This is a genomic window from Streptomyces sp. NPDC048417, assembly GCF_040651615.1.
In the GTDB taxonomy this organism is placed as follows: domain Bacteria; phylum Actinomycetota; class Actinomycetes; order Streptomycetales; family Streptomycetaceae; genus Streptomyces.
Window position 1 is genome coordinate 368,354 of record NZ_JBEZKI010000002.1, and the last position, 14,247, is coordinate 382,600.

The window sequence follows — 14,247 nt, forward strand, 5'->3', positions numbered from 1 at the left end:
GTGCACAACCCGTTCACCCCGGTGGCCTCCGTACCCGTGGACACGCGCACCGCCCGTGTCCACGAGGAGGGCTGGCAGTCCTGGTCGCCGAGCGGCTCCTACGCCCTCGGCGCGGCCCCGTACCGTCCGACGAACGCCAACTGGGCGACCGTCTGCTACCGCCCCGGCCGCGAGGTGCCCGCCGGGACCTTCCAGGGCGAGGGCCTGCTGGCACTCGACCCGGGCGACGGCTCCCCGGTCCGGCTCTGGGCGGCGCCGGACCCGTTGCACGAGGTGCCGTCGATCCGGCTGACGGTCGCGGGCGGTGTCGCGGAGGTCGAGGCGGACGGCCCGGTCAAGGAGTGGGCCGGCACGGACATCCAGTCCGTGCTGGCCGACTGGGCCGGCGCCCTGGCCCTGCCGGCACCCCGCCCCGCGCCCACCGTCTGGTGCTCCTGGTACGAGTACTTCACGGCCGTCACCGAGGACGACATCCACGAGAACCTGCGCGCGATGGACACCCTCGACCTGCCGATCGACGTGGTGCAGATCGACGACGGCTACCAGAGCGCCCTGGGCGACTGGCTGACCCTCTCCGGCCGCTTCCGCTCCCGGCGGGGCATCGCGGACGCCATCCGCGCCCGCGGCCGCCGGGCGGGCATCTGGACGGCGCCCTTCCTGGTCGACCCGGCGAGCGCGCTCGCCGAGACCTACCCGGACTGGCTGGTCCGCGACCCCGACGGCAACCCACTGCACGCGGGCCGCAACTGGGGCCACGACCTGTACGTCCTGGACACCACCCACCCGGCCGCCGCGGCCTACCTCGCCGACGTCTTCGCCACGCTCCGCGCCGAGGGCTACGACTACTTCAAGGTCGACTTCCTCTACGCGGGCGCGCTGGACGGCGTACGGCACTCGGGCGCGGACCCGCTTACCGCGTACCGGCTCGGGATCGCCCTGATCCGGGAGGCCATCGGCGCCGACGCCTACCTGCTGGGCTGCGGTGCGCCGATCCTGCCCTCCATCGGCCTGTTCGACGCGATGCGGGTCAGCCCGGACACGGCCCCGCACCGCCGCCCCCAGGCCGGTGACTACAGCCAACCGGGCCAGGACCCGGCCGAGTTCACCGGTGTCGGCCGTCAGTGGCAGCACGGCCGGCTCTGGATCAACGACCCCGACTGCCTGATGGCCCGCCCCGCCGTGGAGACCCGCGCCCGCTGGGCGGCCCATGTGGAGGCCGTCGGCGGCCTGGTCGCCTCCAGCGACCGGCTGCTCTCCCTCGACCCGTGGGGCGTGGACACGACCCGCCGCCTTCTCACCGGAGCAACCGGAGTCAGCCGATGAGCGACCGCACCCTCTCCGTCCCGGGCATCGCCTACGGCGGCGACTACAACCCCGAGCAGTGGCCCGAGGAGGTGTGGGCCGAGGACGTCCGTCTGATGCGCGAGGCGGGCGTCACCATGGTGAGCGTCGGCATCTTCTCGTGGGCGCTGATGGAGCCGTCCGAGGGCGTCCACGACTTCTCACGGATGGACAAGATCCTCGATCTCCTCCACGAGAACGGCATCGCCGCCGACCTCGCCACCCCGACGGCCGCCCCGCCGGCCTGGTTCTTCCGCGCCCACCCGGAGGCGCTCCCGGTGGACCACGACGGCCGCACCCTGTCGTACGGCAGCCGGCAGACGTTCTGCCCCAGCAGCCCCGCCTACCGCGAGGCCGCGCTCAGGATCGCGGGCGCCCTCGCCGAGCGGTACGCGAGCCACCCGGCCGTGAAGATGTGGCACGTCCACAACGAGTACGGCTGCCACAACGCGGCCTGCTACTGCGACACCAGCGCGGAGTCCTTCCGCCGCTGGCTGCGGGCCCGGTACGGCGACGACCTGGCCGCCCTCAACCACGCCTGGGGCACCACCTTCTGGAGCCAGTGGTACTACGACTGGGACGAGATCCTGCCGCCCCGCGCGACCGGTGCCGTACCCAACCCGACGCACCAGCTGGACTGGCGGCGCTTCTGCTCGGACGAGCTGCTCTCGCTGTACACGGCGGAGCGGGACGTGCTCCGGGAGGCGGCGCCCACGATCCCGGCCACCACCAACTTCATGGTGATGCACAACTTCGACGCCCTCGACTACTGGCGCTGGGCACCGGAGCTGGACGTGGTGGCCAACGACCACTATCTGATGTCCGCCGACCCCGAGTCGGAGATCGACATCGCGCTCAGCGGCGATCTGGTGCGGTCGCTGGCGGGCGGGCCGTGGCTGCTGATGGAGCACTCGACGGGCGCGGTCAACTGGCAGCCCGTCAACCGGGCCAAGAACCCGGGTGAGTTGCGCCGCAACGCGCTCGCGCATGTGGCGCACGGCGCGGACGGCATCTGCTACTTCCAGTGGCGGGCGGCGAAGGCCGGCGCCGAGCAGTGGCACTCGGCGATGCTGCCGCACGCCGGGACCGACAGCCAGATCTGGCGGGACGTGGTCCGGCTGGGCGCGGACCTGACGGCGTTGGCGGAGGTACGGGGCAGCACCGGCACCGCCGAGGTGGCCGTGGTCTGGGACTGGGACGCCCGCTGGGCGCTGGAGTTCCCCTCCCAGCCGAGCGGCGAGCTGCGCTACCTGGACCTGGCCCGCTCCTGGTACGAGCCGCTGTGGCGGGCGGGCGTGGCCGTGGACTTCGTCCGGCCGGACGCGGACCTGTCGGCGTACAAGGTGGTCCTGGCCCCGAGCCTGTACCTGGTGGACGACGCGGGCGCGGCCAACCTGACGTCCTTCGCCGAGGCCGGCGGCTCCCTCGCCGTCGGCTTCCACAGCGGCATGGTGGACGAGAACAGCCATGTGCGGCTGGGCGGTTACCCGGGTGCGTTCCGTGAGGTGCTGGGCGTCCGCACGGACGAGCTGTTCCCGCTGCTGCCGGGTGAGCGGGTGGCGCTCAGCGAGGGCGGCACGGGCTCGCTGTGGTCGGAGCGGGTACGGCCGGAGGGCGCCGAGGTGGTCACGTCCTACGCGGACGGCCCTCTCGCCGGTGTCCCGGCGGTGACGCGGCACGCGTACGGCACGGGCAGCGCCTGGTACCTGGCGACGCTGCCGGACGCGGAGACCCTGGCGGGGCTGCTCGACCGGATCCGCGCGGAAGCGGGCGTGGCCGCGGGCCGTACCGCGCCGGCGGGTGTGGAGGTGGTCGTCCGGCGTGGTGCGGACGCGGACTACGTGTTCGTGATCGACCATGCCGGGGAGGGGGCCGAGGTCGCGGTGGCGGCGGGAGCGGTGGAGCTGTTGTCCGGCAAGGCGGCCGACGGGACGGTTGTCGTGGCGCCGGGTGACATCGCGGTCGTGCGGGAGCGGCGGCGGGGCGCGTAGCGCCGGGACCGGAAGGGTTGTTCGGCGGCTGTGGGTTCGTCGTGGCCGGCCGCGTAGTTCCCCGCGCCCCTTCGGGGTACTGCCGGCGGCGCATGTCGACAAGCCCCCGCGCCTCGGAAGGGGTGCGGGGGCGTTCGTCAGTCGCGGGCGAACGGGCCTTCCAGTGCCGCCCATTGGAGCAGCATGATCGTCTTGGCGTCGGCGATCTCGCCCGTGCGGATCATCTCCAGGGCGCGACGGAAGCGGAGTTCGAGGATCTCGATGTCCTCGCCCTCCTCGTCCAGGCCGCCGCCCTCGTGGGTGCGGGTGGCGGGGGTGTAGGCGGCCGCGTAGAAGGAGATCCGTTCGGTGACCGAGCCGGGGCTCATGTAGACGTCGAAGACGTGCTGGACGTCGCCGACGGTGTGGCCGGTCTCCTCGACGACCTCCCGGCGGACCGCGTGTTCCGGGTGCTCGTCGGCGGCGTCCAGGAGGCCCGCCGGGGTCTCGATCAGCATGCCGTCGGGGTGGCCGTTGACGTACACCGGGAAGCGGAACTGGCGGGTGAGCAGGACGGTTTCGCGCTCGGCGTCGTAGAGGAGGAGCGTGGCGCCGTTGCCGCGGTCGTGGGTCTCGCGTTCCTCGGTGTGCCAGGTGCCGTCGGCGTGCCGGTAGTCGAAGGTGGTGGCCCGCTCGACGTACCAGTGGCTGGACAGCAGTTTCACCTCCCGGACCTTCACGCGCGGGTTGCCGGTCAGGTCCAGGCCGGTGCGGTCGAGTCCGGTGCGGCCCCGGCGGTCGGGGGTGTCGGTCCCGGCGGTCATCAAAGGCCTGCCGGGCGGGCGGGGGCGTTCAGGTCGGTCATGATCACCTGTCTACCACCCGCCCGTGTCCGGCCGGCGTCCCGTCAGTGCACTTCGGCCCGTGCCGGGCCCTCGTCGAGGAAGCCGCCCGACTGGTGCTGCCACAGCTTGGCGTAGGCGCCCTCGGCGGCGAGCAGTTCGTGGTGCGTGCCCTGCTCGACGATCCGGCCGCGGTCCAGGACCACGAGCCGGTCCATGGAGGCGACCGTGCTCAGCCGGTGCGCCACCACCAGCGCCGTACGCCCCTCCATGAGCCGCCACAGCGCCTCCTGGACGAGCATCTCGCTCTCGGAGTCCAGCGCGCTGGTCGCCTCGTCCAGGAGCAGGATCGGGGCGTCCCGCAGGATCGCCCGGGCGAGGGCGACCCGCTGGCGCTGGCCGCCGGAGAGCTTGACGCCCCGCTCGCCGACCATCGTCTCGAAGCCGTCCGGCAGCGCGTCGGCGAACTCCGTGACGTGGGCCGCCTCGGCGGCGAGCCGGATCTCGGCGTCGCTGGCGTCGGGCCGGGCGAAGGCGATGTTCTCCCGCAGGGTGCGGTGGAACATCGCCGGGTCCTGCGGGACGTAGGCGATCTGGCCACGCAGGTCGCCCTGGCGCAGCCGGCTGATGTCCTGCCCGCCGATGGTGATCCGTCCGGCGTCGATGTCGGTCATCCGCAGCAGCAGCCGGGTGAGCGTGGTCTTGCCGCCGCCCGACCGGCCGACGAACCCGAACTTCGAGCCGCTGGGCACGTCCAGCTCCAGTCCCTCGAACAGCGGTTTGGCACCCGCGTGGGTGAAGGAGACCTTCTCGAAGCGGACGTCGGCGGCCCGCGGCGCGAGCGGTTCCGGGGTCACCGGGTCCAGCACGGTCGGCGGCTCCAGAAGCAGCTCGGTGAACTGGGCCGCCTCCGTCATGGAGCTCTCCATACGCCGGTAGATCTGGTTGAACTCGAACATGATCCGGGTCGCGTTGGTGTAGTAGGTGAAGGCGACCACGACCGCCTCCACACCGTGTCCGCCGCCGGCCAGCCCCACCGCGAGCAGCAGGCCCAGCGCGTTGGTCGCGACGGACATCGGCGCGACGAACGTGTCGATGCGCAGGTTGCCGTAGTCCCAGGAGCGCAGGGTGCGCCGCCTCGACTCGGCCACCCGGGACCGGTGTTCGGCGGCCTCCCGCCCCTCGGCGGCGAACGCCCGGACCGTGTCCATGTTCATCAGGCTGTCGGCGACGTGGCCGGACACCCGCGCGATGGCCTCCTCCCGCTGGGCGACCAGCCGCTGCCGCCGTCGGATCAGCGGCACCACGCACACCGCGGTGACCGCGATCATCGTCAACAGACCGACGACCAGGAGCGGTTCATAACGCCACAGCACCACCGACCCGAACAACAGGGGCACGAAACTGCCCACGATGTTGAAGGTGAGCGTGTCGGCGAACTCCTCGAAGCGGGTGGCGAAGCTCAGCACCCGCTTGGTGAGCGACCCGGCGAAGTTGTCGTGGAAGAACGCGGAGTCCTTGGCGAACAGTTCGTCCATGCCGATGACGTACAACTGCTCGATGCCGAGCGCGTCCAGGCGGTTCAGGCAGTGCAGACCGATCCTCCAGAACACCTCCGCCAGCAGCAGGACACCGCCGAAGCCTAGGACGTACGGCAGTGCGGCACCGAGGCCCAGGCCGTGGCCGTCGGCGATCCGGCCGACCAGCTTGGCCACGACCAGCGGGGCCCCGTAGTTGATTCCGATGTTGCCGAGCGCCGGCAGCAGCAATCCGGGCAGGGTGAACCACTTGAGCCGCGCCAGTTCCCGTCCGTAGTAACGAAGTGCGAGCATGACGGCACCTTTTTGCGGTCCGCTCGCAGGTAAATCGACTGAGGATGTCATCTCAACCCTGTGTAGTCGTCGTACGGCATGCCGAGTCGGCCGGCGCATGGTCTGCGGCGGCCTCGAATCGGCAGGTCAGGAAAGGGAAGTGTGCCGTGGCGACGGTCACGGAGTCCACGTGTTTTCCGGACGGCGGCTACTGTGCGAACACGCGGTCGACGCCCTGCGGGGTTCAGCCCAGCAGCAGTGACCTCGGCTGGGCGGAGAGGGCCTGGTCGAGGACGAGGGATGCCGCGCCCACGGCGGCGACGTTCTCGCCGAGGGTGGTGGAGACCACTGTCGTGGGGTGGGTCGCCTTCACGAACGGGGAGCGGGCGACCATCGGTTCGATGACGGGCAGCAGGCGGTCGGCGAGCAGTTTCCAGGTCGGTCCGCCGAACACGATGGTGTCGACGTCCAGCAGCGTCGCCGCTGCGCAGACACCCCGTCCGATCCGGATCGCGAGGCGCTCGATGATGCCGTCCGCCTGGGCCTCGCCGTCGGCCGCGAGCACCGCGAGGCGCTCCAGACCGCGCTGGGCGTCGGCCGGGTTCGTCACCGTGTACTCGGCGCCGAGCACGCCCAGGGCGACGGCCTCCTCGACGAGCGTCTTGGTCGAGGCGGCGGCGCCGAGGCCGCCGACCTCGCCCGCGTTCCCGGAGACCCCGCGCAGCACGGTGTCCTCCACCACCAGCCCCATCCCGGAGCCGGTGCCGAGGTAGAAGAAGAGCAGGTTGCGGCTGTCGGTGGCGGCTCCCGTCCAGCGCTCGGCGACGACGGCGGCCGTGACGTCCTTGTCGAGCAGCGCCGGGAATCCGGTCGCCTCGCTGAGCCGGTCGCGCAGCGGGTAACGGCCCCAGCCGGGCAGTTCGGGCGGGTCCACGACCCAGCCGGCGTCCGCGTCGATGGGGCCCGGCGCGGCGATGCCGAGGCCCAGGACCCGCTGCCGGTCGGCGCCCGACTCGGCCACGATCGCGGACACCGAGGCGGCCATGTCCGCGGCGATCGCGTCGGTGTCGCCGCCGCTCGGCGTCACCACACTGCGCTGGGCGACGACGGTGCCGAGCAGATCCACCAGGACGCAGGTGATGACCGCCGGGTCGAGGTGCACACCCACCGCGTACCGGGACGCGGGGTCGATTTCGAGGAGGGTGCGGGGCTTTCCGCTGCCGGTGCTCCGCTTGCCCGACTCCCGCGCGATGCCCTGGTCGATCAGCCGGCGGGTGATGTTCGAGACCGTCTGCGCGGACAGCCCGGTGGCCTGGGCGAGTTCCACCCGGCTCAGGCCGGTGGGGTGGCGGCGGATGGCGTCCAGGATCACGGACTCGTTGAAGTCACCGAGGCGCGGCAGGTTGGTACCGCGCCGGATGGTGGGCTTCCCGGTGCTCGCCGTGGTCCCCGTCATGCTTGTCAACGTGCTTCTCCCTGCCTCGGCCGGCGGCACCCCGCGTCCGCTCCTCCGACGCATTCAGTCGGTGGAATGTTATGCCACGGCTGTGTGGCCGCGGATGGTCCTCGCGCGTACACGTCAGGCACCGTCCGAGGGGCCGGCGGCCGGGCGCAGGCGCAGCGTGCGGATCTGGAACGGCCGGAACCGGAGCTCGACGGCGGCCTCGCCGGACCGGAGCGCGAGCCGCCGTTCCGGCCGCTCCAGCAGGTCGCAGTCGTGTACGGCGGCGGTCGCGAATCCCGCCGACAGCCGTGCCGAGACCGCTCCCCCGCAGGCCTCGTACAGGCGCACCACGAGGTCGCCGCTGCGGTCGTCGGCGAGCTTCACCGATTCCACGACCACGTCGGTGGTGTCGAGGGCGACCAGCGGCCGGGCCTGGGCCGGGGCGGGCCGCAGGGGCAGGTTCATGGCATAGCCGCCGGCGACGGCCTCCTCGATCCCGGCACCGGCGAGCAGTGCGTAGCCGAAGCTGTGCCGGCCGCGGTCGGCCTGGGGGTCGGGGCTGTGCGGGGCGCGCAGCAGGGAGAGCCGGAGGGTCGTGGTCGTACCTCCGTCGTCGCGTGTGTCGCGGCGGACGTCGTGCCCGTAGGTGGAGTCGGTGAGCAGGGCGGCGCCCCAGTGCCGTTCGCCGACGTGCACCCAGCGGTGCGCCCACAGTTCGAAGCGGGCCGCGTCCCAGCTGGTGTTCTCGTGGGTGGGGCGCCGGACATGCCCGAACTGGATCTCGGCGCTCTCCTGGTCCGCGTGCACGTCCAGCGGCCAGGCCGCCTTCAGTACGGTGTCGCGCTCCTGCCAGTCGATGTCGTTGCGGACGGTCACCCGGCGGCTCTCGGCGGCCACCTCGATGCGCTGGACGAACCGTGAGGCGCCGTGGGCGCGCTCGACCCGCACCACGGCGAGCAGCGGTCCCTCGTCCACGAGTGTCACCGACTCGGCCTCGTCCAGGTCGTGGACGGTGTCCCGGTAGTACGGGTCGAGGTTCCACGCCGACCACAGGTTCGGGTCGTCCGGGTGGAGTTGGAGGAGGTTGCCGGCGGTACCGGGGGCGATGGCCTCGCGTTGTGCGGCGTGGTCGTACACCGAGGTGAGCAGACCGCGCCGGTCGACGACGACGGTCAGCACACCGTTGTCGAGGACGAAACCGCCGTCCCTGGCGGTGGCGGTGACCGAGCCCCGGTGGTCGTCCACCGTGCCGCCGGAGGCGAGCGCGCCGACCTCGGCGAGGACGGCCGTACGCCCGTCCGACAGACGCTGACCGCCGGCGGACTCGGGGACGACCACCACCTCACGGCGGGGGTACGGCCCGGCGTTGAGCAGGGCGGCCGGGCCCGGGAGTGCGGCGACGGCCTCGGCGATCAGGGTCTCCAGCTCCGCGTGGATCGCCGCGTACTCCCGTTCGGCCTGCTGGTGCACCCAGGCGATGGACGAGCCGGGCAGGATGTCGTGGAACTGGTTGAGCAGCACCCGCCGCCACAGCGACTCCAGCCGCTCGTACGGGTACGGCGTCGCGGCCCGGACGGCGGCCGTGGCGGCCCACAGCTCGGCCTCGCGCAGCAGCGTCTCGGCGCGCCGGTTGCCGCGCTTGGTGCGGGCCTGGCTGGTGTAGGTGCCGCGGTGGTTCTCCAGGTACAACTCACCTCGCCACACGGGGAGTTGGTCGTGCTCGGCGCAGGCCGCGGCGAAGAACGTGTCGGGGGACTCGATGACGACCCTGGGCGAGCCCTCCAGGTCGCGCAGGCGGCGGGCCTTCTCCAGCATCGAGCGGGTGGGACCACCCCCGCCGTCGCCGTGGCCGAACGGGGCCAGCGAGCGGGTGGCCACCCCCTTCTCCGCGAAGTTCCGCTCGGCGTGGGCGAGTTCGGCCGCCGTGAGCGAGGCGACATAGCTGTCGACGGGCGGGAAGTGGGTGAAGATCCGCGATCCGTCGATGCCCTCCCAGGCGAAGGTGTGGTGCGGCAGCTTGTTCGTGTCGTTCCAGGAGAGCTTCTGGGTGAGGAACCAGCGGGCGCCGGCCAGCTTGGCGAGCTGAGGGTAGGCGGCCGTGTAGCCGAACGAGTCGGGCAGCCACACCCCGTGCTGCTCGACGCCGAACTCCTCCGCGAAGAACCGCCGTCCGTAGACCAGTTGGCGGGCCAGTGCCTCGCCGCCGGGCAGATTGCCGTCGGCCTCCACCCACATGCCGCCCACCGGTACCCAGTTGCCGTCGGCGGCGGCCTTCTTCATCCGGGCGAAGATCTCCGGCCGCTGCTCCTTCATCCACGCGTACTGCTGTGCCGAGGAGCAGGCGAAGACCAGCTCGGGGTACTCCTGCGCCAGCGTGGTCATGTTGGTGAAGGTGCGGGCGCACTTGCGCACGGTCTCCCGGACCGGCCACAGCCACGCCGAGTCGATATGGGCGTGGCCGACCGCGGCGACCGTGTGCGCGGAGGCGTGGGCGGGCCGGGACAGTACATCGGCCAGGTGCCGGCGGGCCGCGGGTGCCGTCCTCGCCACATCGGCCGGGTCGACGGCGTCGGCGGCGCGGCGCAGCGCGTGCAGGATCTCGTGCCGTCGGCTGGAACCGACCGGCAGTTCGTGCATCAGCTCGTCGAGCACCTCGATGTCGTGGACGAGGTGCCACACCTCGTCCTCGCGCACCGCGATCTCGGCCTGTACGAGCCGGTAGAGGGGCGCGCCACCCGCGGTGTCCAGCGAGCCGTAGTGGACGCCCACTCCGGCGCTGGCGACGATCGGCGGGTTGGCGGCCAGCTCGACCAGCAGGTCGACCCGGTCGCCGCCGGTGGCGGGGGCTGCGGGGTCGGCGAGGAGCACGGTCCGGTGGTACGGGTGCAGGCCCTGGATCGGCGCGCCCTGGGCGTCGTGGACCAGGCCCTCCGCCTGGCCGCCGGGTCCCTTGGTCAGGTCGAAGCCCAGGTCGAAGAGGGCCTCGACACGGCGGCCCGCCCACTCCTCGGGAATGTCCGCGGTCGCCCGCAGCCAGGTCGTCGCCCAGGGGCCGCCCCAGGTGGAACCGAGCGTGAAGGGCGTGTAGTCGGCGCGCAGCGCGTCGGCCACCGGGACCGGTTCGCCGTCCACGAACCAGGCGTGCAGTTCGAAGGGGCGCGCGGCGCTGTAGAGGGCGGGGCGGACGACCCGGTCCAGCAGCTTGCGGATCCGGGTCTCGATGATCCGGCGGTCGTCATGCACGGTGCTGGTCCTTCCGGACGTCGTGCTCGGGGTCGGGGTCGGGGTCGGGCAGCCGGACGGTGTCCTGAGCGCCGTCCGGCCAGATCACGTCCGCGAGCAGGGTGGTGTTCTCGGCGCGGGTGGTGATGCGGGGCAGAGCCACGGGGTCGGTGCCCCCGAGGTGGATCAGGGCGATGTGCAGGGAGCCGTGGGCGACGGGTCCGTCCGTCTCCACGACCGGGGTCGCGGACGGGGAGCCGAGGGCGTTGCTGTCGATGCCGGGGACCACGGCGGCGCGGGGCAGTCCCCACGCGCCCACGACCAGCGAGACCAGCCCGCCGTCGCCCACCACCCTGGCGGCACCGCCGTCCGCCCGGCCCGCCAGGGCCCAGCCGCCGATGCGCAGCACATGCCCGGCGCCGGGATCGCCGTCGACGCGCACCGCCCGTACCTCGACCGAACCGCGCAGCGCGGACCCTACGGTGATCCAGGGGCCGGGCGTGTAGCGGGTGTCGGGGCCGCCGAACGGGTCCCAGGTCGTGTCCTCGGGCCAGTGCGCGCGGGAGCGCGAGACGGCCGTGACGCCGTCCAGGGACACCCTGGCCGCGGGGCGCCGGTGCGAGGCGCGGCCGGCCGCGTCCAGCAGCACGACCGCGTTGTCGAGCGGGTCGGCTCGCACGGCGCCCGCCGTCGGGTCCCCGGGTGTCTCGGGTGCCGTGTGTGTGGAGTAGGCGAAGCGCGCGTAGCAGGGGTCGTCGGCGTGTGGCCGGCTCGGGTCGGCGTGGTCGCCGCCGTGGTTGACGACGCGGACGACTCCGTCGTCGGCGGTGCCGGAGACGAGCCAGCCGGGTGCGGCCAAGGAGCGGGTGAAGTCGCCTTGCTCCACGGCGAGTTGTGCCTCCTGTTCCGTCCACACGGGGTGGTCCGGCGGCAGCAGGAGGCCGATGAAGCCCTTCGACGCCCAGTACGGGGAGGCGGGGCCCGAGTACACCTGGAGGATGCCGCGGAACGGGCGCCGCCAGCCGAGGGTGAGCAGCCCGTCGGTGTCCGTGCCGAAGGAGCCGAAGTGGTCGAGCATCCGGTTGGCGATCGCCCGGGTCTCCCCCGGCGCCAGCGGTGTGGCCTCGAAGAGCGCGCCGGTCCACAGCGGGGCGAGTGCCGCGTGGCGGTAGGTGAGCGAGCGGCCCTGGACCAGTGGGGAGCCGTTGGCACCGACCAGCAGCCGCTGGTCCTCGAGGAAGCGGTGCAGCCGGGCGCGGTAGCGGTCGAGGAGTCCGGCGGGCGCGGCGGCGCCGAGGATGCGGCAGAACCACAGCGGGTACAGGTGCATGGCCCAGCCGTTGTAGTGGTCGAAGTTGCGGTGCTCACCGCCGGTGAGTCCGTCCGAGTACCAGCCGCCGCCCGCGTACCAGCCGTCGGTGAGCGCGATGACCCGGTCCAGGTCCTGCTGCCGCCACTGTCCGCCGACCGTGCGGGCGAAGGCCTCGGTGACGCCCTGGAACCAGATCCAGTTGTTGCCGGGCATCGGGTCGCCGACCATCGGGGCGAGCCAGTCGAGGATCCGCTGTCTGACCCGGTCGTCGAGGCGGTCCCAGATCCAGGGCCGGGTCTCGTGCAGCGCGAGGGCGACGGACGCGGCCTCGACCTTGGCCTGGTTGCACTCGGCGAAGGTGGGCCAGCGGCCCGGGTTCTCCGGGTCGGTGCCGGCGGCCAGGCCGGCCGTGTACCAGCCGGCCAGATCGTGCGGGTCGGCCCCGCCCGCCCCCGCCAGCCGGAGTCCGGCCAGCAGGAACGTGCGGGCGAAGCCTTCCAGGCCGTCACTGCGGACGCCGTTGGCGCTCGGCACGCCGGGCAGCTGGACCAGGGCGTGGTCCTCGGTGGCGTACGGCCGTACGGCGAGCAGCATCCGGTCCGCGGTCCGCTCCCAGTGGGCGCGGTCCTCGGCGGGGGTGCGGCCCTCGGCGGGGATGCGGTTCATGAGGCGCGGGTCTCCCATGCCTGTTCGAACTCGGCCCGGATCCGGTCGCCGGCTTCCCTGCGCCAGTTCCTCATCGCGTCGTCCCACGCGCTGAGCGGCAGGCGGCCCTGCATGATGCCCTTGCGGGTGTCGTCCAGGAGGGTGCCGAACAGCTTGGACTTCTTGGAGTCGGTCGGCGAGTACAGCGGCTCGGCGGGGTTGGGGATCAGCACCTTGACCGCTTCCCGCTGGAAGGCGTACTGCTCGTGCACGATGTCCGGCCTGGCCGGGTAGTACAGCGTGAACGGCGCGTCCGTCGCGAAGATGGTCGGCAGCGTGGCCTCGGCCTGGCCCTGCGGGGTGAGGACCGGGTCGGTGCCCTTCAGGGTGTGGTCGGGGCCCCGGACACCGTACTTGCGCAGCAGATAGGCGTCGGTGCCGAAGGGGGCCGCCAGGGCGTTCATGGCGCGCAGGATCTGCTGGATGCGGGACTTGGGGGCCTTCTTGACGATGAGGGTGGCGTAGTTGGCCGAGCCCTGCCACTGGCCGCCCGTGCCGCCGTCGTAGCCGGGCGCCATCATGTAGCCGAGTTCGAATCCCTCGGTCGCCGGGGCGTAGTTGGTGTAGTAGTCGTTCCACGCGGCGGGCGCGTCGGGGTTCATGACGGTCTGCCCGCCGCCGAACCAGTCCTTGGCCTTGCCCAGCACGCTGTACGTGTCCGGGTGCATGACCCCGGCCTTGGTGAGCTGCCGGACCGCGTCGAGGGACTGCTTGGCCTCCTCGGTCTCGTAGTACCAGGTGAACCTGCCGTTCTCCTGACGCCAGTTGTTGGGCGCCTTCAGCATCTGCATCACGAGGTTCCAGGCGGTGATGCTGTCGCCGAGGGCGTACTGGTTGTGCTTGGGATCCGTGACGTCCTTGCACAGCTGGACGAACTCGGTCCAGCTCTTCGGGTTCGGGTCGAGCCCGCGCTTGTTGATCAGGTCGAGCCGGGTGTAGGTGGGACCGCCGGAGAGCGGGCGGGGCATGGGCAGCGCGTAGATGCCGCCGTTGCGTACGCACGGCGCCCAGGAGGCGGAGGGGATGTTGGCGAGGTAGGGGTAGTCCCGGATGTTGTCGCCGGACAGGTGCGGGGTGAGGTCCTCGAAGAGGGTGTCCAGCATGTCCGGCGTGGCCGCCGAGTTCTGGTCCGGCTTCAGCATCAGCATCGCGTCGGGCAGATCGCCGCCCGCGATGGTCACGGCGAACTTGGCCGGGTAGTCGCCGACCGGGGTGATCTCGAAGTCGAGATCGCAGCCGACGCTTCTGTTGAGGTTCTGCCAGAGGACGTTGCGCCCGGCCGGCGGCGGCACCGGGTTGAAGATCAGCGTCATGATGCCGATGCCGGGGCCCTTGGCGGGCGGCCCGTCCGGGAAGGCCGTGACCGGGTCGGCCGGGTAGTGGAGATAGCCGGGTGCGACCCCGTCCGCGGTGGCCGGCATCGACGTCGCCACGCCTTTGTACGGGATGTATGTCGGCAGTGGTGCCTGGGCGTTGGCCTCACGCGCGGTGGCGGGGCGGTAGTCCCCGCAGCCGGCCAGGGTCAGGCCCGCCGTGACGCCGGCGGCGGAGGCCAGGAAGCCGCGCCGGCTCGGTCGTCGCGTCAGTGGCTTCATCGGGC

The 14,247-nt window shown here is 72.3% G+C and carries 8 protein-coding genes; 2 read left to right on the forward strand and 6 right to left on the reverse strand.

Annotated elements, in window-relative coordinates; genetic code table 11:
• Together AB0D59_RS04310 and AB0D59_RS04315 are read left to right on the forward strand one after the other, a co-directional pair.
• Window positions 1-1,323 (forward strand): glycoside hydrolase family 36 protein, encoded by a 1,323-nt coding sequence (locus AB0D59_RS04310; protein WP_362560590.1) that lies wholly within the window; start codon window positions 1-3, stop codon window positions 1,321-1,323.
• Complete coding sequence (locus tag AB0D59_RS04315; protein WP_362560593.1) at window positions 1,320-3,332, forward strand: beta-galactosidase; 2,013 nt, start codon at window positions 1,320-1,322, stop codon at window positions 3,330-3,332. Before AB0D59_RS04310 ends, AB0D59_RS04315 begins: the two co-directional genes overlap by 4 nt.
• Window positions 3,333-3,469: 137 nt before the next feature.
• Here the strand turns inward: AB0D59_RS04315 and AB0D59_RS04320 are convergent, their stop codons facing one another.
• The 6 genes from AB0D59_RS04320 to AB0D59_RS04345 form a co-directional block, all read right to left on the reverse strand.
• The gene (locus AB0D59_RS04320; protein ID WP_362560596.1) at window positions 3,470-4,135 is read right to left on the reverse strand and encodes an NUDIX domain-containing protein; all 666 of its coding nucleotides are present in this window, start codon (window positions 4,133-4,135) and stop codon (window positions 3,470-3,472) included.
• An 83-nt stretch (window positions 4,136-4,218) separates the two neighbouring features.
• Window positions 4,219-5,985 (reverse strand): ABC transporter ATP-binding protein, encoded by a 1,767-nt coding sequence (locus tag AB0D59_RS04325; protein WP_362560599.1) that lies wholly within the window; start codon window positions 5,983-5,985, stop codon window positions 4,219-4,221.
• A gap of 223 nt (window positions 5,986-6,208) precedes the next feature.
• Complete coding sequence (locus AB0D59_RS04330; RefSeq protein ID WP_362560601.1) at window positions 6,209-7,420, reverse strand: ROK family transcriptional regulator; 1,212 nt, start codon at window positions 7,418-7,420, stop codon at window positions 6,209-6,211.
• Window positions 7,421-7,543: 123 nt separating this feature from the next.
• Window positions 7,544-10,651, reverse strand: coding sequence for a glycoside hydrolase family 38 C-terminal domain-containing protein (locus AB0D59_RS04335; RefSeq protein WP_362560604.1), 3,108 nt, complete (start codon window positions 10,649-10,651; stop codon window positions 7,544-7,546).
• Complete coding sequence (locus AB0D59_RS04340; RefSeq protein ID WP_362560606.1) at window positions 10,644-12,608, reverse strand: DUF2264 domain-containing protein; 1,965 nt, start codon at window positions 12,606-12,608, stop codon at window positions 10,644-10,646. Before AB0D59_RS04340 ends, AB0D59_RS04335 begins: the two co-directional genes overlap by 8 nt.
• A complete protein-coding gene (locus AB0D59_RS04345) occupies window positions 12,605-14,242 on the reverse strand; it encodes a substrate-binding domain-containing protein (RefSeq protein WP_362560608.1) in 1,638 nt (545 codons plus the stop codon). The genes AB0D59_RS04340 and AB0D59_RS04345 overlap by 4 nt, the downstream gene beginning before the upstream one ends.
• Between the last annotated feature and the right edge of the window lie 5 nt (window positions 14,243-14,247).

Coding starts and splice junctions, on each gene's coding strand:
- AB0D59_RS04315 (WP_362560593.1), top strand. CDS start 1,320: ATGAGCGACCGCACCCTCTCCGTCCCGGGCATCGCCTACGGCGGCGAC.
- AB0D59_RS04320 (WP_362560596.1), bottom strand. CDS start 4,135: ATGACCGCCGGGACCGACACCCCCGACCGCCGGGGCCGCACCGGACTC.
- AB0D59_RS04325 (WP_362560599.1), bottom strand. CDS start 5,985: ATGCTCGCACTTCGTTACTACGGACGGGAACTGGCGCGGCTCAAGTGG.
- AB0D59_RS04330 (WP_362560601.1), bottom strand. CDS start 7,420: ATGACGGGGACCACGGCGAGCACCGGGAAGCCCACCATCCGGCGCGGT.
- AB0D59_RS04340 (WP_362560606.1), bottom strand. CDS start 12,608: ATGAACCGCATCCCCGCCGAGGGCCGCACCCCCGCCGAGGACCGCGCC.
- AB0D59_RS04345 (WP_362560608.1), bottom strand. CDS start 14,242: ATGAAGCCACTGACGCGACGACCGAGCCGGCGCGGCTTCCTGGCCTCC.